Annotated in this window: 18 protein-coding genes; 5 read left to right on the forward strand and 13 right to left on the reverse strand. The window is 69.7% G+C overall.

Annotated features, from left to right (window positions below):
* Positions 1-77: 77 nt before the first annotated feature.
* The gene (locus HUX53_RS30350; RefSeq protein WP_176406647.1) at positions 78-311 is read right to left on the reverse strand and encodes a hypothetical protein; all 234 of its coding nucleotides are present in this window, start codon (positions 309-311) and stop codon (positions 78-80) included.
* Between the two features lie 768 nt (positions 312-1,079).
* Between HUX53_RS30350 and acnA the strand changes: the two genes are divergently transcribed.
* Positions 1,080-3,845: an aconitate hydratase AcnA gene (gene acnA / locus HUX53_RS30355; protein WP_309237505.1), complete on the forward strand. Its 2,766-nt coding sequence runs from the start codon at positions 1,080-1,082 to the stop codon at positions 3,843-3,845.
* A 48-nt stretch (positions 3,846-3,893) separates the two neighbouring features.
* On the opposite strand, the gene HUX53_RS30360 is transcribed toward acnA, so the two are convergent.
* On the reverse strand, positions 3,894-4,508 hold the full coding sequence (locus HUX53_RS30360; protein ID WP_176406648.1) for a LysE family translocator: 615 nt from the start codon (positions 4,506-4,508) through the stop codon (positions 3,894-3,896).
* An 82-nt stretch (positions 4,509-4,590) separates the two neighbouring features.
* On the opposite strand from HUX53_RS30360, the gene HUX53_RS30365 reads away from it, so the two are divergent.
* From HUX53_RS30365 to mug, 3 genes are all read left to right on the forward strand, one after another.
* Positions 4,591-5,520 (forward strand): aldo/keto reductase, encoded by a 930-nt coding sequence (locus tag HUX53_RS30365; protein WP_217920104.1) that lies wholly within the window; start codon positions 4,591-4,593, stop codon positions 5,518-5,520.
* 104 nt (positions 5,521-5,624) lie between these two features.
* Complete coding sequence (locus tag HUX53_RS30370; RefSeq protein WP_176406650.1) at positions 5,625-6,344, forward strand: sulfite exporter TauE/SafE family protein; 720 nt, start codon at positions 5,625-5,627, stop codon at positions 6,342-6,344.
* Positions 6,344-6,928: a G/U mismatch-specific DNA glycosylase gene (gene mug, locus HUX53_RS30375; RefSeq protein ID WP_176406651.1), complete on the forward strand. Its 585-nt coding sequence runs from the start codon at positions 6,344-6,346 to the stop codon at positions 6,926-6,928. The genes HUX53_RS30370 and mug overlap by 1 nt, the downstream gene beginning before the upstream one ends.
* Here mug and HUX53_RS30380 read toward each other — a convergent pair.
* The 6 genes from HUX53_RS30380 to idi form a co-directional block, all read right to left on the reverse strand.
* Complete coding sequence (locus tag HUX53_RS30380; protein ID WP_176406652.1) at positions 6,894-7,547, reverse strand: Uma2 family endonuclease; 654 nt, start codon at positions 7,545-7,547, stop codon at positions 6,894-6,896. The two genes, mug and HUX53_RS30380, sit on opposite strands and share 35 nt — an antisense overlap.
* Positions 7,548-7,638: 91 nt before the next feature.
* Positions 7,639-8,067 carry a hypothetical protein gene (locus HUX53_RS30385; protein ID WP_217920105.1) on the reverse strand — a complete coding sequence of 143 codons (429 nt, stop codon included), beginning with the start codon at positions 8,065-8,067 and terminating at the stop codon, positions 7,639-7,641.
* Between the two features lie 256 nt (positions 8,068-8,323).
* Positions 8,324-9,250: a carbohydrate ABC transporter permease gene (locus tag HUX53_RS30390; RefSeq protein WP_255205790.1), complete on the reverse strand. Its 927-nt coding sequence runs from the start codon at positions 9,248-9,250 to the stop codon at positions 8,324-8,326.
* Entirely contained in the window at positions 9,247-10,212 is a 966-nt protein-coding gene (locus tag HUX53_RS30395; RefSeq protein ID WP_309237506.1) for a sugar ABC transporter permease, read from the reverse strand. The genes HUX53_RS30390 and HUX53_RS30395 overlap by 4 nt, the downstream gene beginning before the upstream one ends.
* Positions 10,209-11,516, reverse strand: a complete 1,308-nt coding sequence (locus tag HUX53_RS30400; RefSeq protein ID WP_255205791.1) for an ABC transporter substrate-binding protein — start codon at positions 11,514-11,516, stop codon at positions 10,209-10,211. The genes HUX53_RS30395 and HUX53_RS30400 overlap by 4 nt, the downstream gene beginning before the upstream one ends.
* 125 nt (positions 11,517-11,641) lie before the next feature.
* A complete protein-coding gene (gene idi, locus HUX53_RS30405; RefSeq protein ID WP_176406654.1) occupies positions 11,642-12,220 on the reverse strand; it encodes an isopentenyl-diphosphate Delta-isomerase in 579 nt (192 codons plus the stop codon).
* 150 nt (positions 12,221-12,370) lie between these two features.
* Between idi and dxs the strand changes: the two genes are divergently transcribed.
* Positions 12,371-14,308 carry a 1-deoxy-D-xylulose-5-phosphate synthase gene (gene dxs, locus HUX53_RS30410; RefSeq protein ID WP_176406655.1) on the forward strand — a complete coding sequence of 646 codons (1,938 nt, stop codon included), beginning with the start codon at positions 12,371-12,373 and terminating at the stop codon, positions 14,306-14,308.
* 24 nt (positions 14,309-14,332) lie between these two features.
* On the opposite strand, the gene HUX53_RS30415 is transcribed toward dxs, so the two are convergent.
* The 5 genes from HUX53_RS30415 to HUX53_RS30435 form a co-directional block, all read right to left on the reverse strand.
* Positions 14,333-14,698 carry a hypothetical protein gene (locus HUX53_RS30415; protein WP_176406656.1) on the reverse strand — a complete coding sequence of 122 codons (366 nt, stop codon included), beginning with the start codon at positions 14,696-14,698 and terminating at the stop codon, positions 14,333-14,335.
* 82 nt (positions 14,699-14,780) lie between these two features.
* Positions 14,781-16,130 carry an FAD-dependent oxidoreductase gene (locus HUX53_RS30420; RefSeq protein WP_176406657.1) on the reverse strand — a complete coding sequence of 450 codons (1,350 nt, stop codon included), beginning with the start codon at positions 16,128-16,130 and terminating at the stop codon, positions 14,781-14,783.
* Between the two features lie 72 nt (positions 16,131-16,202).
* Entirely contained in the window at positions 16,203-17,687 is a 1,485-nt protein-coding gene (locus tag HUX53_RS30425; protein ID WP_176406658.1) for an amino acid permease, read from the reverse strand.
* 173 nt (positions 17,688-17,860) lie between these two features.
* Positions 17,861-19,948: a 3-hydroxyacyl-CoA dehydrogenase NAD-binding domain-containing protein gene (locus tag HUX53_RS30430; protein WP_176406659.1), complete on the reverse strand. Its 2,088-nt coding sequence runs from the start codon at positions 19,946-19,948 to the stop codon at positions 17,861-17,863.
* Positions 19,945-20,995: acetyl-CoA C-acyltransferase (locus tag HUX53_RS30435; RefSeq protein WP_176406660.1), on the reverse strand; the 1,051-nt coding region annotated here is incomplete at its 5' end. The genes HUX53_RS30435 and HUX53_RS30430, both read right to left, overlap by 4 nt.

The following is a 20,995-nucleotide window of genomic DNA, read 5'->3' on the forward strand; positions in this document are numbered from 1 at the left end:
TCACGCGACATCTCCTCCAGGCCGGACACACCAAGATCACATCACAGCCCACCATCGATGATCAAAGCAACGGACCGTCACCCGAAGCAGCCGCCCATCACACTGCGCGTCTGACGTGAATGCTTACCGTCTTTGAGGATGTCGATTCGTTGCAGAGGTGCGTCTTCAAGTCGGTTCAGCAGGCGGTCGATCTGGTCTTCCAGTGCTTTCTTTTGGCCCTTCAGGTGCGCTATCTCCCGCTCAAGCCTGTCCCGCCGCTCCTGGCTCGTCCGGGTGCGCAACTCTTTCAACTTGCTGTTGACGGTGCTCAACTCGTCGCGCGTCTCATCGAGCCGGCGGTGCAGTTCTTCCTGGGCCTCTTCTTGGCTGCGCAGCCGCTCAAGCAGTTCGTCCAGAACCTTGTGGGCGGAGCCGGGAGCGGTCAGTTGCGGTAAGCCCGTAGTCGGCGGCGATGCCGCCGGGAGCCGAGGGGAGCCTCCTATTCCCGCAAGTGGACGCGCAGTCCGTTGAACCAGTCGCGAAGCTGAAGCCGCATCGTCTGCCGGCGCTTCTCGCGGCTGCTCGGTTCTCCAGCTTCGCGGTGAAGCCTGAGCAGGTGCGAGCGGAAATGCTCCCTGTTCTCGGCTGATTCGAACGTCCCCGTGTCAACCTCCGCGCACTCGCCCGCCGACGCGGGGCGACACCAGACTGGCCGAGGGTTCCCACGGTGGCGAACGGTGACTGGGCGACGCTGTTCGTTTCCCTGGGCTGGCAGGGTCGGTAGTCGATGTCTCGTTTGAACAGTCGGCCGGCGGAGGGGGCGAGGCTGTGGTTCGGGGGTGTGGGCTCGGGCACGTGCTGGGGTGCAAGTAGCTTGATGTCGAGATAAATTGGGGATAGCTTGACGTCGAGAGAAAAGGGGCGGAAGTTGGGCGGACCCGATTGCCGGTCGGGGGGTTGACTAAGGCAGGATCAAGGTAGACGTGCACCCGTCCCGCCGAGCGCTGGAGCGCCGGGCGCGGAGGCCGAAGGAAGATCAAGAGGAGCGCCGCGCGCTCATGTCCCGGACCGGACGCGCGGCTGCGATGGAGGAGGAGTCCGTGTCCGCGAACAGCTTCGGCAGCCTTGACAAGCTGCAGGTTGGCGACAAGTCGTACGACATCTATCGGCTGGACGCCGTCGAGGGCGCGGCCCGTCTCCCGTACAGCCTGAAGGTGCTGCTGGAGAACCTGCTGCGCACCGAGGACGGCGCGAACGTCACCGCCGAGCACATCCGCGCGCTCGCGCAGTGGGACTCGCAGGCGCAGCCGAGCAAGGAGATCCAGTTCACCCCCGCGCGGGTGATCATGCAGGACTTCACCGGTGTGCCGTGTGTCGTCGACCTCGCCACGATGCGCGAGGCCGTGCGGGACCTGGGCGGCGACCCGACGAAGATCAACCCGCTGGCGCCGGCCGAGATGGTGATCGACCACTCGGTCATCGTCGACTACTTCGGGACGCCGCAGGCGTTCGAGCGGAACGTGCAGCGGGAGTACGAGCGGAACAAGGAGCGCTACCAGTTCCTGCGGTGGGGGCAGACGGCGTTCGACGAGTTCAAGGTCGTCCCGCCCGGTACCGGCATCGTCCACCAGGTGAACATCGAGCACCTGGCGCGGGTGGTGTTCGACCGGAATGGTGTGGCATATCCGGACACGTGTGTGGGGACCGACTCGCACACGACGATGGAGAACGGCATCGGCGTCCTCGGGTGGGGTGTCGGCGGTATCGAAGCCGAGGCCGCGATGCTCGGCCAGCCGATCTCGATGCTCATCCCGCGCGTGGTGGGCTTCAAGCTGACCGGTGAGCTGCCCGCCGGCACGACCGCCACCGACCTGGTGCTGACCATCACCGAGATGCTGCGTGAGCACGGGGTGGTCGGGAAGTTCGTCGAGTTCTACGGCGAGGGCGTGCACGCGCTGCCGCTGGCGAACCGCGCCACGATCGGCAACATGAGCCCCGAGTTCGGCTCCACCTGCGCGATCTTCCCGATCGACGGCGAGACGCTGAAGTACCTGCGGCTGACCGGGCGCGACGAGGAGCAGATCGCGCTCGTCGAGGCGTACGCCAAGGCGCAGGGCATGTGGCTCGACCCGTCGGTGGAGCCCGAGTTCTCCGAGTACATGGAACTCGACCTCGGCACGGTCGTCCCGTCGCTGGCCGGCCCGAAGCGCCCGCAGGACCGCATCTCCCTGGCCAACGCCAAGGCGACCTGGCGGCGGGACGTGCAGAACTACGTCGACAGCATCATGGGCGCGCTGGACGAGGCGTCCAACGAGAGCTTCCCGGCGTCCGACAGCCCGGCGATCGTCAGCGCGACCGAGGGCGACAAGCCGCGGCACGTCGACGCCAACGGGTCCGGCCGTCCGCACAAGCGCGTCCCGGTGAAGCTGGAGGACGGGACCGAGTTCGTGATCGACCACGGCCACGTCGCCGTCGCGGCCATCACCTCCTGCACCAACACGTCCAACCCGTACGTGATGATCGGCGCGGCGCTGCTGGCCAGGAACGCGGTGGAGCGGGGCCTCACCCGCAAGCCGTGGGTCAAGACCTCGCTCGCGCCCGGGTCGCAGGTCGTCACCGACTACTACGAGCGCGCCGGCCTCACCCCGTACCTCGACAAGATCGGCTTCAACCTGGTCGGGTACGGCTGCACCACCTGCATCGGCAACACCGGCCCGCTGCAGCCGGAGATCTCCAAGGCCGTCAACGACAACGACCTGGCGGTCACCGCGGTGCTGTCCGGCAACCGCAACTTCGAGGGCCGCATCAGCCCCGACGTGAAGATGAACTACCTGGCGTCGCCGCCGCTGGTCATCGCCTACGCGCTGGCCGGGACGATGGACATCGACATCCTCAACGACCCGATCGCCGAGGGCACCGACGGCCCCGTCTACCTGCGCGACATCTGGCCCGCGCCGGAGGAGGTCGCCTCGATCGTCGAGTCGTCCATCGGGCAGGAGATGTTCACCGAGAGCTACGCCGACGTCTTCAAGGGCGACGAGCGCTGGACCGGCCTCGACATCCCGACCGGCGACCTGTTCGAGTGGGAGGACTCCTCCACCTACGTCCGCAAGGCCCCCTACTTCGACGGGATGGGCGCCGAGCCGGAGCCGGTCGCCGACATCCACGGCGCCCGCGTGCTGGCGAAGCTGGGCGACTCGGTCACCACCGACCACATCTCCCCGGCCGGGGCGATCAAGGTCGGCACGCCCGCCGCGCAGTACCTCCAGGACAACGGCGTCGAGGTCCGGGACTTCAACTCCTACGGCTCGCGGCGCGGCAACCACGAGGTCATGATCCGCGGGACGTTCGCCAACATCCGACTCCGCAACCAGCTCCTGGACGACGTCGAGGGCGGCTACACCCGCGACTTCACCCGGGACGGCTCGCCGCAGGCGTTCATCTTCGACGCCTCGGAGAACTACATCGAGCAGGGCATCCCGCTCGTCGTCATCGCGGGCAAGGAGTACGGCTCCGGCTCGTCCCGCGACTGGGCGGCGAAGGGCACCGCGCTGCTCGGCGTCCGCGCCGTCATCGCGCAGTCCTACGAGCGCATCCACCGCTCCAACCTGATCGGCCTCGGCGTCCTGCCGCTGCAGTTCAAGGACGGCGAGTCCGCCGAGTCGCTCGGCCTCACCGGCACCGAGACCTTCGACATCACGGGCGTCACCGCGATGAACGAGGGCGGCGTCCCGGACGAGGTCACCGTCAAGGCGGACGGCAAGGAGTTCACCGCCACCGTCCGCATCGACACCCCCGGTGAGGCGGACTACTACCGCCACGGCGGCATCCTCCAGTTCGTCCTCCGCAACCTGATCCGCAAGTAATCACGTCAGAACGGGCCGCTCCGCAATGGGGCGGCCCGTTTCGTGTGTTCAGTGGTCGATGGCCAGGCGGAGGCCGAAGGCCAGGAAGGCCGTGCCGGTGAGCTGCTGCAGGCGGCGCTTGACCGTGGGACGGGAGAGGGCGCGGCGTGCGGCCCCGGCCGCGCAGACGATGAGGGCCAGCCAGAGGAGGCTCTCGGCGGCGTGGATGACGGCGAAGAGCATGCTCGTCCAGAACACCGAGGCGCCGTCCGGGACGAACTGGGGCAGCAGGCTCATGTAGAAGACGCCGACCTTGGGGTTCAGCACGTTCGTGGTGAGGCCGGTGCGGAACGCGGTGAGGCCGGAGAAGCGCGCCTCCGGGACCTCGGTCGTGCTCGGTCGGCGGGCGTTCCAGAGGGCTCGGCCGCCCAGCCACAGCAGGTAGCAGGCGCCCGCGACGCGGAGGACGTCGAACGCCAGCCGGGACGCGGCCAGCAGTGCGGTCAGCCCGACGGCGCTCGTCATCGCCCAGCACACCAGGCCCGTCACGACGCCGCAGGACGCGAGGAGCCCGGTCCGGCGACCGCCGGTCACGGTGCCGCGCAGGACGAGCATCGTGTCGACGCCCGGGGTGATCGTCAGCAGCGCCGCCATGGCGGCGAAAGCGAGACAAGCGGTGACCATACGGAAATTGTGCCAGGAGTGTTCCGAGACCCGGCGGGAATGGCCGTCCTGGACTCTCTGATTGGATCAAGGGATGGCTGGCATGAACAAGATCGGTGATGTGGACGTCTTCCCGCTCTGCCTGGGCGGCAACGTGTTCGGCTGGACGGCCGGCAAGGAGCGCTCGTTCGAGATCCTGGACGCCTACGCGGCGGCCGGCGGGAACTTCGTCGACACGTCCGACTCCTACATGGCGTCCGCGCCGGGCAACAGCGGCGGCGAGTCCGAGACGATCATCGGGGAGTGGGCGGAGGCGCGCGGCAACCGGGACGACATCGTCATCGCGACGAAGGTCGGCCGGCACCCCGAGCGCAAGGGCCTCGCCCCGGCGAACATCAGGGCGGCGGCGGACGACTCGTTGCGGCGGCTCCGCACCGACCGCATCGACCTGTACTACACGCACTTCGACGACCCGTCCGTGCCCGTCGAGGACATCATGACGGCGCTGGATGAACTGGTCACCGCGGGCAAGGTCCGGCAGATCGCCGTGTCGAACATCGAGCTGGACCGGCTGGAGGCGTCCCTGGAGTTCAGCGAGCGAGAGGGCATCGCCCGCTACGTGGCGATCCAGCCGCACTACAACCTGGTGTCCCGCGACACCTACGAGGGGCCGCGCCGCGACATCGCCGAACGGCACGGGCTGGCGGCCGTCCCGTACTACGGTCTCGCGTCGGGCTTCCTGACCGGCAAGTACCGCCCCGACGCCAACGTGGACAGTGTGCGCGCGGGCCGGGCCGCCAAGCACCTGGAGACCGAGCGCGGACGCAACGTGCTGGCCGCGCTCGACATCGTCGCCGAGGAGCAGGGCGCCGCCGTCGCGACCGTGGCACTGGCCTGGCTCGCCGCGCAGCCGACCGTCGCCGCGCCCATCGCCAGCGCCCGCACCCTCGACCAGCTCCCGCCCCTCATCGAGGCGGCCCGGACGACCCTGACCGACGACCAGCTCAAACGCCTCACCGAGGCATCCGCCTGATGGAGACCGGATAATCGGGGACGTAGCGTCGGCCGGCGTGGAGTGCCTCACCGAGGCATCCGCCTGATGATGATCGGATAAGTCGGGATGTAGCGTCGGCCGGCGTGCCGCATCTCGACTTCCTCCTGCTCGGCGGGCTGGCGGCGCTGATCGGCGCGATCGTGCAGGGCAGCGTCGGCCTCGGCGTCGGCCTGGTCGCGACCCCGATCGTGACGATGCTGTTCCCGTCGCTGATGCCGGGGACGATCCTCGTCGTCGCGCTCGTCCTGCCGCTCGCGACCCTCGCCCAGGAGGTCGGGCACGTCGACCCGCGCGGGCTCGGCTGGGCGTTCGGCGGCCGGCTCGCCGGGACGCCGTTCGGCGTGTGGCTGGTGGCCGCCGTTCCCGACCGCGTCCTCGGCGTGGTGATCGGCGTCGTCGTCCTCGCCGCGCTCGCCATGACGACCCGGGAGCGGGAGGTGCCGCGCAACCGCCGGACGCTCGCCGCCGCCGGCGTCATCTCCGGCACCACCGGGACCGCGTCCGGGATCGGCGGCCCGCCCATCGCGCTGCTGTACCAGCGCGAGAGCGGCCCGCGCGTCCGCGCGACCCTCGCCCTGTACTTCTTCGGCGGCGCGCTGCTGTCCCTGACCGTCCTCGGCGTCGCCGGGCACCTCCCCGTCCGGCAGGTCGTCGCGGGCCTGGCACTGCTCCCGTTCGTCCTCGCCGGGTTCCTGCTGGCCGGGCCGGTGCGCCGCTACCTGGACGCCGGACGCCTCCGCCTGGCGCTCCTCATCGTCGTCGGAACGTCCGCGATGGTGCTGATCGTCCGTAACCTGATCTGATGCGCCCCACGAAGGCCGACCTTGAGGCCGCCCGCGACCGTGTCCTCTCCGACGTCCTTCCCCCGGGCGGCGGGGCGCTCCGCGTGCTGTTCAGCGGCATCAACCCGGGCCTCTACTCCAGCGCCGTCGGCCACCATTTCGCCCGTCCCGGCAACCGCTTCTGGCCGGCCCTGCACCGCTCCGGCTTCACCGACCGCCTCCTGGACCCGTCCGAACAGGACCTCCTCGCCGACCTCGGCCTCGGCATCACGAACCTGGTGCCCCGCGCCACCGCCCGCGCCGACGAACTGACCGACGAAGAACTCCGCGAAGGCGGACGCCGCCTGAAAGCCCTCGTCGAACGCCACCGCCCCGCCTACCTCGCAGTGGCCGGAGTCACCGCCTACCGCACGGCGTTCGGCCGCCCCCACACCCAGATAGGCCCGCAGGACGAAACGTTCGGCCCCGCGCGAATCTGGGTCCTCCCGAACCCGAGCGGCCTCAACGCCAGCTGGCAACTCGACCGCCTCGCCGCCGAATTCCACCGCCTCCGCGAAGCCGCCGACGCCCTCAGTGGTCTCGGAGGTGTGCGGGACGTTCCTTGAGAAGCTTCGGATCGAGCCGGACAGTGAACGGCTTGTCGGCCGCTATCTCGACTTCCAGCGTGTCCCCGGCCTTCGCCGCCTGGTCGAGCCGGTAGGCGCTGACCTTTTTTCCGTTGGGTCCGGTCTGGTTGTCGTCCAGGACGAAGACCTGGATGACGGGTTCCGGCGTGTAGTCGACCAGCCAGTACTGGGGAATCCCCATCGCCGCGTACTCCTGGGGCTTGCGGAAGCGATCCCTGCCCTCGCTTCCGCTGCGCGGTGAGACGACCTCCACGACGAGGAGCAGGTCCTGCCCGGGAATGGTGGTAGGGCAGTCGCCATCGAACCACGATGCGGCGATGTCGCCGGGCACCACGATCACATCGGGCTTGCGGATGCCCGCCGTTGTGCTGATCTCCCAGTCCCCGCCTCGGTCCACGTATACGTGGGCGCCGGCCTGTGCCGCGGCGGCTTCGATGAGTTCGTGCAGCCTCCGATAGGCGATGCTGTGCAGTGGATTCGGAGACAACTGGACCAGCCACCCATCCTCGAGTTCAAGGCCTCGGCCTTCGTCCTCTCGGGCGTGCAGGTCCTCCACCGTGTACGGGCCCAGCCCGCCATGATCGTGCGCGATGCTCACGTGCCGCTCCCGTTGGTGGCATGACGAATCCATGCAGGCACTACGTTACCCCGCCCGATTTCGAAGACCTAGTGTAGCGATCCTTTTACTCTCAGTTGGCGGTGTTGAGGGAGGCGGTGGTGAACATGGTGTTCACCTTTTCGATCAGGGTGGGGTGCGGCTGCCAGAGGTCGGTGCGGCCCAAGGCGACGATGGGGCGGGGGAGGGGACGGATGGCGGTGAGGTGCCAGTGGTGGTAGCCGCGTTCCGCCCAGGGGCCGCAGTCGCAGGTGCCGTCGTGGACGGCGGCGGAGCAGACGTCCTCCAGGTCGGCGACGGCGATGACGGCGCCGATCGTGGCGAGCGGGTCGCGCGGGTCCCAGCCGGCGGCCTGGATCAGCGGCGAGTCGCACGCCTTGAGGTCGACGCGCATCGAGGCGTGGATGAGGAGGGGGCCGCGGTAGGCGGTCGGAAAGCTTTGGTTCGAGACGGACTTGCCGCCGCGCGCGATCGCGAACGCCCAGGGCTGCTGAACACTCATCGCCTGCACGCGGCCACCTCCACTGCTCGACCCGTCTGCTGCGGTCCGGGATCGCCGAGGCTCCGGCGGGACGCCGGTGTGCCGCGCGACGATGCCCGAGAGGCTAGGCGCATCCCGGCGGAATTGCCAACGGGCGGGTCGAATGGGTTGATGTCCGTCATGGGACGGCTGCCGGGCCGTTCGACTCCCATGCGGATCTCCTTCGATCATCCATGTGACGCCTGAGGCGGGCGCCGGGTTGTCGTGCTCCTGTGATCTATCCCTTGAGGGCTCCCGCCATGAGGCCGCGCATGAAGAACCGTCCGAGCAGCAGGTAGACGAGGAGCGTCGGCAGGGACGCCAGCAGCGCCGAGGCCATCTGCTGGTTGTACTGGACGGCGACCGCGCCCGAGCCCGCGGTGTTGTTCAGCATCACCGTGACCGGCCAGCTGTCGGGGGCCCCGAGGAACACCGCGAACAGGAAGTCGTTCCACATCGAGGTGAACTGCCAGATCAGCGTCACCGCGAACGCGGGCGCCGACACGGGCAGGACGACCGACCAGTACGTGCGCAGCATGCCGGCGCCGTCCACGCGGGACGCCTCGATCAGCTCGTCCGGAATCGTCACGTAGTAGTTCCGGAAGATGAGCGTGCAGATCGGGATGCCGTACACGACGTGCGCGAGGACGAGGCCGCGGATCGTGCCCGCCAGCTCCATGTCGGTCAGCAGGCCCGCCAGCGGGATCATGACCGCCTGGTACGGGATGAACATGCCGAACAGGAACAGCGTGAAGACGACGTCCGCGCCCGGGAACCGCCATTTGGACAGGACGTAGCCGTTCATCGACCCCAGCACGGCCGAGATGATCGACCCGGACACCGCGATCTTGACGCTGTTCTCCAGGCCGGGCTTCAGGGTGTCCCACGCCGCGCGCCAGCCGGACATGCTCCAGCTGCCCGGCAGGCTCCACGCGCTGCTCGGGTCCGCCTCGTCCAGCGGCTTGAAGCTCGTCACCACCAGCACGTAGACGGGGATGAGGAACAGCAGCACGAACGCCAGCAAGATGACCAGCTTCACCGCCTGCACGGGGCCGGAGGGCCGGCCCGGGCCGGTCGTCCCGGCGCCGCCCGTGCGGCGTCCGCGCATGCCGCCCGCCAGCCGGCGCCACACCGGGGTCGCCGGGGGTGCTTCCGCGCGCGTCATCGGGTGCGCTCCGATCGGACGGACCACACCAGGTACGGGATCACGAGGACGGCGACCGCGACCAGCATGTAGGTGGCGATGGTGGCGCCGTTGGCCGGGTCGTGCCGGTCGAAGATCTCCACGTAGGTGGCGATGGCCGGGACGTAGGTGATGATCTGCTTGCCCGCGATCGCCATGATCAGGTCGAACACCTTGAGCGAGATGTGCCCGAGGATGATCAGCGCCGACAGCGTCACCGGGCGGAGCTGCGGGAACACCACGTACCGGTACACCTTCCACTCGGACGCGCCGTCCACCCGCGCCGCCTCGCGCAGGTCCTCGGGGACGCTGCGGAACCCGGCCAGGTACAAAGCCATGACATATCCGGACATCTGCCAGATGGCGGGGAGGGCCATCGCCGCCATGCCCCAGTCCGGGTTCTGCCACCAGTTGTTCGACAGGAAGCCGAGATGCAGCTTGTCGAACAGCTGGTTGAACCCGACGGCGCGCTGCGGCGGCGCCGGGTTCATCAGCCACCGCCACACCACCCCGCTGGCGATGAACGACACCGCCATCGGGAACAGGTACACGACGCGGAAGCCCGCCTCCGCGCGGATGCCCTTGTCCATCAGGAACGCCAGGAACGCGCCGAGCGCCAGCGCGCCGACGACGAACACGGCGGTGAACAGCAGCGCGTGCTTCACCGCCCCCGGCCAGCTCGGCTGGCTCCACAGGTCGATGAAGTTCTTGCCCTTGTCGAACCCGTACTCGGAGATCTCGTCGTGCTTGCCGCTCAGCGCGACCCGCGTGTTCCAGAACAGCAGCCCGTAGACGAACAGGCCGATCGCGACGATGGACGGCGAGACCAGCAGCAGCCCCGGCAGCCACTTGCGGCTGCGCCTGAGAAGCGACGAACGGTGCTTCTCAGACGCGTCCCGGCGGCCGGGGTCAGCTGCTTTCAGGCCCTCATCCGACGCCGTCACTGTCCGCTGTTCTTGGCCGCGCTCACCAGCGCCTGCTGGAGCTTGGCCACATCCTTGTTCTGCAGGAACAGGCCGATCGCGGTGTCGATGTCGGTGTGCCACTTGTTGTTGGCGTTCACGCCGTGCCAGAACGAGCCCGCCAGCTTGGTCTGCGGGTTGTTCCACTCCTCGAACGCGGTCGCCAGGTAGCCGGTGTAGAGGCTCTTGTCGGCGTCCTTACGGGCGGGGATGGAGCCCTTCTTCGGGTTGAAGAGGTCCTGCCCCTCCTTGCTGGACACCTCCTTCAGCCACGCGATCGCGCCGGCGCGGTGCGGCGCGCCCTTGGGCAGGGTGAAGCTGTCCGACAGCCACATGTAGGTGCCCTCGGTGCCCGGCGCCGGTGCGAACTTGAAGTCGGTGTCGAGCTTCTTGCCGAGGCCGTTGGGCGCGTCGCCGACGAAGTAGCCGTAGGCCCAGTCGCCCATGATGTTGAACGCGGCCTTGTCGTCCACGACGGCCTTCGCGGCGCCCTGCCAGTCGGTGGACGCGGCCTCCAGCGTCGTGTACTTCATGATCTCGCCGAACTCGTTCAGCGCCTTGCTGACCGCCGGGGTGCTCCAGTCGGCGCCCGGCTTCCACAGCGCGTTGTAGCCGTCGGTGCCGAGGCTGCCCAGCAGGACGTTCTCCAGCAGGTGGTCGGCCGTCCACTGCGCGCCGAGCGACAGCGGCACCTTCTTCGTCTTGTCCTTGACGGCCTTCAGCGCGGTGATGAAGTCGGGGATCGACTTCGGCGGCCCGTCGACCCCGGCGTCCTTCAGGATGTCCGGGTTGTACCAGAGCACGTTGGACCGGTGGATGTTCACCGGCACCGAGTAGATGTGCCCCTTGTAGGTGATCTGGTCGAGGAGCTGCTGCGGGTAGACCGACTTCAGGTTGTTCTGCTGGTAGAAGTCGTCCAGCGGCTCGATCTGCCCGGCCTTGATGTAGTCGAGCAGCTCGGCGCCCGCGTGGCCCTGGAAGGAGTCCGGCGGCTTGCGGTTCTGCAGCCGGCTCGCCAGGACGGCCTTCGCCTGCGTGCCCGACCCGCCGGCGATCGCCGCGTTGACGAACTTCGTACCGGGATTCTTCTTCTCGAAGTCGGCCTGCATGGCCTTCAGCCCGTCGGCCTCGCCCGGACCGGTCCACCAGGAGAAGACCTCGACCTCGGACTTGTCGTTCTTGGAGTCCCCGCCGTCGTCGCCGCCGCAGCCCGACATGGCGAGGGCACCGGTCATGGCCACGGCCGCGAACACCGTCCAGCGGCGCCGGAGAATACGTACTCGCATCGTCCGTCCCTTCGGTAACCCCGGGAGAGCAAGCGTCCGTTCGGACGCGCTCGCCGGTCAACACCGGGGACGGAAAAGTGATCAAGAGGTGATGCGCGGTACCGGGATCACCAGCGGTACCGGGATCACCAGGCGAGTGCGGGCGGCAGCGCATCCCGCCCGGCGTCCGGCCAGTCGAGCGGCGCGCCGAGCGGCGCCAGCTCGGCCAGCTGCAGCCGGTACCAGGGTGAGGACTCGGGACGCTCCGCCAGCTCCAGGCAGCGCTCCCACGTCCACCACTCGGCCGCCTCGACCTCGTCGCGGTTCGGCCGGACGGCCCCGTCCGCCACCGTGGCGCGCACGACGGGGCACCGCTCGTGCTCGACCGTCCCGTCCTCGGCCACGGCCCGGTACTGGAACCGCGGCAGGACGGACGTGATCGACGCGGCCCCCGGCATGCCCAGCTCGTCGCGCAGCCGCCGCCGCACCGCGTCGCGCAGCTTCTCGCCCGGACCGGGGTGGCCGCAGCAGCTTCCCGTCCAGACACCGGGGAACGTCCGCTTGTCCAGGGCGCGCTGAGTGATCAGTACACGACCTTCCGTGTCCACCACATAGCAGGAGAAGGCCAGGTGGTACGGCGTGTCCCTATGGTGGCTGGTGCTCTTCGGAGCGGTTCCGACGGCCTCGTCTTCCGCGTTGAGCAGCACGATCTCTTCGACGCCCATGCTCTACTCCTACCCCATCCCTGGCGTGCGGGTCAGTCTTTTCACACCCGGCGCCCGCGTGCCCCCCGGCGCGTCGCGGGCGAACCGGGATTAAACTCGTAACGGCCCGAGCCAGGGGAGACCCGATCCCCGACGGAGGAGTTGAAACGAGTGAGCTTGCTGGAGTCGATCAAAGGTCCCGACGACCTCAAACGACTGGACGCCGCTCAACTGTCTCGGCTCGCGGAGGAGATCCGCGAGTTCCTCGTGCAGGCGGTCTCCAAGACCGGCGGGCATCTGGGGCCGAACCTCGGCGCGGTCGAGCTGACGATCGCGCTGCACCGCGTCTTCGACTCGCCGCACGACAAGATCCTCTTCGACACGGGGCACCAGTCCTACGTGCACAAGATGCTCACCGGGCGGCGCGACTTCGAGCTGCTGCGCAAGCGCGGCGGCCTGTCGGGCTACCCGAGCCGCGGCGAGTCCGAGCACGACGTCATCGAGAACTCGCACGCCTCGACCGCGCTCTCGTACGCCGACGGGTTCGCCAAGGCGTTCCAGCTGCGCGGCGAGAGCGACCGCGCGGTCGTCGCGGTGGTCGGTGACGGCGCGCTGACCGGCGGCATGTGCTGGGAGGCGCTGAACAACATCGCCGCCGGCGTCGACCGTCCCGTCATCATCGTCGTCAACGACAACGGCCGGTCGTACTCGCCGACCATCGGCGGCCTCGCGTCCCACCTCGCCGACCTGCGCGTCACGCAGGGCTACGAGAACGCGCTCGACCTCATCAAGAAGACGGTGCCGCGCGCCCCGGTCGTCGGCAACCTCACCTACGAGGCGCTGCACGGCATCAAGAAGGGCCTCAAGGACGTCCTGCAGCCGCAGGCCATGTTCGAGGACCTCGGCATGAAGTACGTCGGCCCGATCGACGGCCACGACGAGGACGCCGTCGAGCGCGCGCTGCGCCGCGCCCGCGGGTTCGGCCGCCCGGTCATCGTGCACTGCATGACCACCAAGGGACGCGGCTACGCGCCGGCGGAGAACGACACCGAGGACTGCATGCACGGCGGCGGCGCGTTCGACCCCGCCACCGGCAAGTTCGTCGTCAAGAAGACCGGCCCCGCCTGGACGAAGATCTTCGGCGAGGAGATGGTGGCGATCGGCCGGGAGCGCCGCGACGTCGTCGGCATCACCGCCGCGATGCTCTACCCGGTCGGGTTCGCGCCGTTCGCGGAGGCGTTCCCCGACCGCATCTTCGACGTCGGCATCGCCGAGCAGCACGCCGTCACGTCCGCGACCGGGCTCGCCATGGGCGGCCTGCACCCGGTCGTGGCGGTGTACGCGACGTTCCTCAACCGCGCCTTCGACCAGGTCCTGATGGACACGGCGCTCCACAAGCAGCCCGTCACGTTCGCGTTGGACCGCTCCGGCGTGACCGGCGACGACGGCGCCAGCCACAACGGCATGTGGGACATGTCGATCCTGCAGCTCGTGCCGGGCATGCGCGTCGCCGTCCCGCGCGACGGCGCCCGGCTGCGCGAGCTGCTGCGCGAGTGCGTCGCCGTCTCCGACGGCCCGACCGCGATCCGCTACCCGAAGGGTCCGGCGGCCGACGACATCGAGGCGATCGACAAGGTCGGCGAGATGGACGTGCTGGCCCGCCACGACGGCTCCAACGGCACCCGCGTCCTGCTGGTCGCGGCCGGCTCGATGGCGACGCCCGCGGTCGAGGCGGCCGGGCTCATCGCCGCGCAGGGCATCGGCGTCACCGTCGTCGACCCGCGCTGGGTGAAGCCGCTCGACCCGGCGCTGCTCGACCTCGCCCGCGACCACGCGCTCGTCGCCGTCGCCGAGGACAACGGCCGCACCGGCGCCGTCGGCGACGCCGTCGCCCGGCTGCTGCGCGACGCCGAGGTGGACGCCCCGATCCGCACGTTCGGCATCCCGCAGGAGTTCCTCGACCACTCCTCCCGCGCCGAGATCCTCGCCGACATCGGCCTGACGCCGCAGGCCCTCGCCCGCGACATCACCGAGTACGTGGCCCGCATCACCGCCACGGAGGAGACCGAGACCGCGGGCGCGACGGAGACGTCCGACGAGAAGCCCTGACCGCCCGCTGGACGCCGGCGCCCGCTACACGCCGTCGGCGGAGAGCAGGCGCCAGAAGTGGGTGATGGACGCGGCGGACGTGCCGAGTTCGCGTCCCGAGTACGTCCATCGCCCACGCAGGCGCCAGGGGCGCCCGGCGCCGTCCTGGACGAAGACCTGCAGCGGGAAGCAGGCGTCGTGCGCGCGGATGACGCCCGCCGGGTCGACCGAGGGGTCGAGCCGGGGCTCGCCCTCGCACCGCACGCCCATGACGGACGTGCGCGGGTCCTGGCGCAGGAGTCCCTGCGTCAGGTCGTACACGAGTACGGACACGTAGTCGGGGCCCAGCCACCTAAGATCGGGGACCTTCTCGGGTGGGGGGAACCCGTACAGTTCTGGACCGCCGGTCACACGCCGCACCGTAGCGCCCGGGTCACATGTCCGTCACTACCTTCCCGGTGGGCAATTCGCGCGAAGGTGAATTACACGGGCGTCACTCATCGTCGCGGCACGCGGAGGTCATCGCCTCCCAGCGGGCCAGCTTGACCCGCTCGCCGCGGTCGAGGCTCTGCGCGAGGGCGATCTCGGCGGCGTCGAGCTTGAGCCAGTCCTCGTAGGTGACGACCGGCAGACCGCGCGACTCCAGCAGCTCCTCGATGGTGCGCTTCGGCGACGAGTCGGTGCCGGCGGCGTCCTCCAGGAGGTTGCGGACGGTCTCGGCGGCGTCGGACTTGTTGGTGCCGACGACGCCGGACGGGCCGCGCTTGATCCACCCGGCGACGTACTCGCGCGGGACGGGCGCACCATCCGGGCCGAGAATGCGGCCGCCGTCGTTTGGCACGACGTAGGAGCGCTCGTCGAACGGGACGCCGTCCAGCGGGACGCTCTGGTAGCCGACCGACCGCAGCACCATGCCGACGGGCAGCGTCTCGAACTCGCCGGTGCCGACGACGCGCCCCGACTCGTCCAGCTTCGTCTTCTCGACCTTGAGGCCCTCGACGCGGTCGGTGCCGAGGATCTCCACGGGCGCGCGCCAGAACCGCACGTCGATGTGCCGGGCGCGCCCGGCGGCGGGCTCGCCCGTCCAGGCGTTGAGGGCCTTGATGTTGCCGCCGGTCTTGCGGTCGCTCGCGGCCAGCTCGGCGCTCGCCGGGTCGAGGTCCATGTCCTCGGGCCGGACGTGGATGCTCGCGTTGGGCAGCTCGCCCAGCTCGCGGGCCTCCTTGGTGGTGAACTTCGCCTGCGCGGGGCCGCGCCGCCCGATCATGTGGACGCGCTTGACCTTGCTCCGCGACAGCGCCTCGATGACCTGCTCGGGCACGTCGGTGTCGCGCAGCTCGCCGGCCGACTTGGCGAGGATGCGGACGACGTCGACGGCGACGTTCCCGACGCCGACGACCGCGACCTCCTCCACGGACAGGTCGAACTCGTGGTCGGCGGCGTCGGGGTGCCCGCAGTACCAGTTGACGAAGTCGGTGGCGGCGATGCTGCCGGGCAGCTCCTCGCCGGGGATCCGCATCTGCCGGTCGACCATCGCGCCGGTCGAGTAGATGACGGCGTCATAGCAGTCGAGCAGGTCGGCGCGGGTGATGTCGCGGCCCAGCTCGACGCACCCGAAGAACCGGACCGCGGGATTCTCCAGCACCCGCTGCAGATATCGGGCGATCGACTTGATCGACGTGTGGTCGGGCGCGACGCCGTAGCGGACGAGCCCGTACGGCGTCGGCAGCCGGTCGAACACGTCCACCCGGACGTCGCCGTCGGTCTGCTTGACGAGGGCCTCGGCGGCGTAGATCCCCGCCGGGCCGGATCCGATCACCGCGACGAGCACTGGAGAAGCCATGCGGGCCATTGTGCCCACACGACGCGCAAAAGGACACAGTGACCCCCCTCACGAGCGGCGCGTCCCCGCTCGTCAGGACTTGATGGAGGCGGCCTCCGCGCGGCGGACGCGGCTGTGCCGGTAGCCGTAGCCGGCGTAGACGATGATGCCGATGACCATCCAGGCGAGGAACCGCAGCCACGTCTCCACCGGCAGGTTGATCATCACGAACAGGCAGGCGAGCACGGACAGGACCGGGATGACCGGCACCCAGGGCGTGCGGAACGCGCGCGGCAGGTCGGGGCGGGTGCGGCGCAGCACCATGACGGCGATCGAGACGACGAGGAACGCGAACAGCGTGCCGATGTTGACGAGCGTGGCGAGTTCGGCGAGCGGGATGAACCCGGCGAGCACCGCGACGATCACGCCCATGATGACGGTCGAGCGGTAGGGGGTGCCGAAGCGCGGGTGGACGACGGAGAGCCAGGGCGGCATGAGGCCGTCCCGTCCCATCGCGAAGAAGATCCGGCTCTGCCCGAGCAGCAGGATCATCACGACGGTGGTGAGGCCGATGACGGCGCCGACGTCGATGATGGTGGCGAACACCGGGTGCCCGACGAACTTGAACGCGTCCGCGAGGGGCGCGTCGGTGCTCAGCTTGGTGTAGTTCTGCATGCCGGCGACGACGGTCGACACGGCCGCGTACAGGACCGCGGTGATGACGAGGGAGCCGATGAGCCCGATCGGCAGGTCCCGCTGCGGGTGGCGGGCCTCCTCGGCGGCGGTGGCGACGATGTCGAAGCCGATGTAGGCGAAGAACACGATCGCGATGGCGGCGAAGATGCCGAGCCAGCCGAAGCTGACCGGCGTGATGCCGAACAGCACCTGCATCAGCGGCGCGTCCAGGCCGCCGACCTCGGGTGTCGACGTCGCGGGCGGGATGAACGGCTCGTAGTTCGAGCCCTTGATGAAGAACAGCCCGGCGAAGATGACCAGCAGGACGATCGACACCTTGATCGCGACGACCACGGCGTTCACCCGCGAGGAGATCTTGACGCCGAGGATGAGCAGCCCGGTGACCAGCAGGACGAGGCAGATGGCGGGGACGTTCACCGTCCCGCCCTCGCCCGGCGGCGCCGCGATCGCCTCCGGGAGCGTGAGCCCGACGTCGTCCAGCAGCGAGGCGAAGTAGCCGGACCAGCCGACGGACACCACGGCGGCGCCGAGCGCCATCTCCAGGATGAGGTCCCAGCCGATGATCCAGGCGGGGAACTCGCCGATGGTGGCGTAGGAGAAGGTGTAGGCGGACCCGGCGACCGGGACGGTGGAGGCGAACTCGGCGTAGCAGAGCGCGGCGAGGCCGCACACGACGGCGGCGAGGATGAAGGAGAGCGCGACCGCCGGTCCGGCGTGGTCGCGGGCGACCTGCCCGGTGAGGACGAAGATGCCGGTGCCGATGATGACGCCGACGCCGAAGACGGTGAGGTCGAACGCGGACAGGTCGCGGCGGAGCCGGTGGGCGGGCTCCTCGGTGTCCCGGATCGACTGCTCCACCGACTTCGTGCGCAGCACGTTCATCCTCGGCGCCCCTCCGCGTCCTTCGTACCGGCATGGCCGTTTCCCGTATGCCCATATGTGCGCGGCTTATGATCAGGTGAAACGGTCGAGTGCCCGTGACGTGCGGAAATGCCGGAAAAGAGGCGTCCCGAATGCGGCTCGGAACGCCTCCTTTCCGGGGGAGCGGCCGGGGATCAGGCGGGCAGGGAGGCGACCCCCGGCTCCAGGAAGCGGCGGCCGGCCGCCTTCTCGGCGACGCCCGACCGGTCCAGGTACGGGGTGATGCCGCCGAGGTGGAACGGCCAGCCGGCGCCGAGGATCATGCAGAGGTCGATGTCCTCCGCGGCCGCGACGACGCCCTCGTCCAGCATGATGCGGATCTCGCCGGCGAGCGCGGCGAGCGCCCGGTCCAGGACCTGCTCCTCGGTGGACGGGCTCGTCCCGCCCGCGAAGATCTCCACGACCTCCGGGTCGAGGGAGAAGTCCGGCAGGTACACGCCGGGCTTGCCGGCCGCGACCATCTTCGCGAGGTTGTCCGACAGCGGGAACCGGTCCGGGAACGCGCCGTGCAGCGTCTCGTTGACGTGCAGCGCGATCGCCGGGCCGACCAGGCCCATCAGGACGAACGGCGGCATCGGCAGGCCGAGCGGCGCGGCGGCGCGCTCGGCGACCTCGATCGGGGTGCCCTCGTCGACCGTCTGGACGATCTCGGCGAGCAGCCGCAGCAGGACACGGTTGACGACGAACGCCGGGGCGTCCTTGACCAGCACGCACGACTTCTTCAGCGCCTTGCCGGTCGCGAACGCGGTGGCCAGCGCCGCGTCGTCGGTCTTCTCGCCCCGGACGATCTCCAGCAGCGGCAGCACCGCGACCGGGTTGAAGAAGTGGAAGCCGACGACCCGCTCGGGATGCTTCAGCTTCGACGCCATCTCCGTGACGGAAAGCGACGAGGTGTTGGTCGCGAGGACGCACTCGGCCGAGACGTACTCCTCGACCTCGGCGAACACCTTCTGCTTGACCGACATCTCCTCGAACACGGCCTCGATGACGAAGTCGGTGTCGGCGAACGCGTCCTTCGTCAGCGAGCCGGTGATGAGCGACTTGAGGCGGTTCGCCGTGTCGGGGGAGACGCGTCCCTTGCCGAGCAGCTTGTCGATCTCGCCGTGCGCGTAGCCGACGCCCTTGTCCAGGCGCTCCTGGTCGAGGTCGGTCAGCACGACCGGCACCTCAAGGCGGCGCGCGAACAGCAGCGCGAGCTGCGAGGCCATCAGGCCCGCGCCGACGACGCCGACCTTGGTGACCTTGCGGGCGAGCGACTTGTCGGGCGCGCCGGCGGGCTTCTTCGCGCGCTTCTGGGTGAGGTCGAATGCGTAGAGGCCGGCGCGCAGCTCGTCGCTCATGATGAGGTCGGCCAGGGCCTCGTCCTCGGCGGCGAAGCCCTCGTCGCGGGAGCGGTCCTTGGCGGCGGCGACCAGGTCGAGCGCGCGGGTGAAGGACGGGGCGGCACCGTGCAGCTTGCCGTCCAGGTTCCAGCGGGCCATCGCGACGGCGTCGTCCCACGCCTTGCCCTTGTCGACCTCGGGCCGGGTGACGGTGATGTCGCCGTTGAGGACGCGGGCCGTCCAGGCGAGCGACTCCTCCAGGAAGTCGGCCGAGTCGAAGATCGCGTCGGCGATGCCCAGCTCGTGGGCCTGCCCGCCCTTCAGCGTCCGGTTCTGCGCGAGGGGGTTGTCGATGACGACCTTGAGCGCCTTCTCCGCGCCGATCAGGTTCGGCAGCAGGTACGTCCCGCCCCAGCCGGGCACCAGGCCGAGGAACGCCTCGGGCAGCGCGAACGCCGGGACGCCGGACGAGATCGTCCGGTAGGTGCAGTGCAGGCCGATCTCGACACCGCCGCCCATCGCCGCGCCGTTGTAGTAGGCGAACGACGGGACGCCCAGCTCGCCGAGCCGCCGGAACACGTCGTGGCCGAGCTTGCCGATGGCCCGCGCGTCCTCGCGGTTCTCGATCAGCGGGACGCCCTTGAGGTCGGCGCCGACCGCGAAGATGAACGGCTTGCCGGTGACGCCGACGGCCGCGATGTCGTCGCGTCCGGCGATCGTGTCGATGGCGGCGTTCAGCTCGGCGAGGCCGTTGGGGCCGAACGTGTTGGGCTTGGTGTGGTCGTGGCCGTTGTCGAGCGTGATGAGCGCGAGAGTGCCCGCGCCGTAGGGGAGTGTTACGTCCCGTACACGCGCGTGTGTGACGACCTCGTCCGCGAAGACTTCTCCAAGGCTGCTCACTTGCTGTCCTCCCAGTTGGCGTTCTCCCAGAGGACGGTTCCGCCCATGCCCATGCCCACACACATCGTGGTCAGCCCGTAACGGACGTCGGTGCGCTCCTCGAACAGGCGCGCGAGCTGGTTCATCAGCCGGACGCCGGACGAGGCGAGCGGGTGGCCGAGCGCGATCGCGCCGCCCCACGGGTTCACCCGCACGTCGTCGTCGGCGATCTTGAAGTGCTCCAGGAACGCGAGCACCTGCACGGCGAACGCCTCGTTGATCTCGATGAGGCCGATGTCGTCCATGGTCAGCGCGTTGCGGGCGAGCAGCTTCTCGGTCGCGGGGACGGGCCCGACGCCCATCACCTCCGGCTCCACCCCGGCGAACGAGAAGTCGACGAGCCGCATCTTCGGCGCGAGGCCGAGGTCGCGGGCGACGTCCTCGGCCGCGAGCAGGCAGGCGGTGGCGCCGTCGTTGAGGCCGGCGGCGTTCCCGGCGGTGACGTTGCCGTGCACGCGGAACGGGGTCTTCAGCCTGGCGAGGTCGTCCAGCGTGGTGCCGGGACGCGGCGGCTCGTCCTCGGTCGCGAGCCCCCACCCCTTCTCGGCGGAGCGGATCGCGGTCGGCACGAGGTCGGGCTGGATCTTCCCGGCGGCGTAGGCGGCGGCGACCTTCTGCTGGCTGCGCACGGCGTAGGCGTCCGCGCGGTCCTTGGTGATGGCGGGGAACCGGTCGTGCAGGTTCTCCGCGGTCGTCCCCATGACCAGGGCGGACGGGTCGACGAGCCGGTCGGCGAGGAACCGCGGGTTCGGGTCGACGCCCTCGCCCATCGGGTGCCGCCCCATGTGCTCGACGCCGCCCGCGATGACGACGTCGTAGGAGCCGAACGAGATCCCGGCGCCGGACGTGGTGACGGCGGTCATCGCGCCCGCGCACATCCGGTCGATGGCGTAGCCGGGGACGCTCTTCGGCAGCCCGGCCAGCACGGCGGCGGACCGGCCGATGGTCAGGCCCTGGTCGCCGGTCTGCGTGGTGGCGGCGATCGCGACCTCGTCCACCCGCTCGGGC

The organism is Actinomadura sp. BRA 177 (assembly GCF_013372625.1).
In the GTDB taxonomy this organism is placed as follows: Bacteria; Actinomycetota; Actinomycetes; order Streptosporangiales; family Streptosporangiaceae; genus Spirillospora.

Excerpts from the sequence above, each read along its gene's own strand:
- HUX53_RS30360 (WP_176406648.1), bottom strand. The coding sequence starts at position 4,508 with ATGGTCACCGCTTGTCTCGCTTTCGCCGCCATGGCGGCGCTGCTGACG.
- HUX53_RS30365 (WP_217920104.1), top strand. The coding sequence starts at position 4,591 with ATGAACAAGATCGGTGATGTGGACGTCTTCCCGCTCTGCCTGGGCGGC.
- mug (WP_176406651.1), top strand. The coding sequence starts at position 6,344 with ATGCGCCCCACGAAGGCCGACCTTGAGGCCGCCCGCGACCGTGTCCTC.
- HUX53_RS30385 (WP_217920105.1), bottom strand. The coding sequence starts at position 8,067 with ATGAGTGTTCAGCAGCCCTGGGCGTTCGCGATCGCGCGCGGCGGCAAG.
- HUX53_RS30390 (WP_255205790.1), bottom strand. The coding sequence starts at position 9,250 with ATGACGCGCGCGGAAGCACCCCCGGCGACCCCGGTGTGGCGCCGGCTG.
- HUX53_RS30400 (WP_255205791.1), bottom strand. The coding sequence starts at position 11,516 with ATGCGAGTACGTATTCTCCGGCGCCGCTGGACGGTGTTCGCGGCCGTG.
- idi (WP_176406654.1), bottom strand. The coding sequence starts at position 12,220 with ATGGGCGTCGAAGAGATCGTGCTGCTCAACGCGGAAGACGAGGCCGTC.
- HUX53_RS30420 (WP_176406657.1), bottom strand. The coding sequence starts at position 16,130 with ATGGCTTCTCCAGTGCTCGTCGCGGTGATCGGATCCGGCCCGGCGGGG.
- HUX53_RS30425 (WP_176406658.1), bottom strand. The coding sequence starts at position 17,687 with ATGAACGTGCTGCGCACGAAGTCGGTGGAGCAGTCGATCCGGGACACC.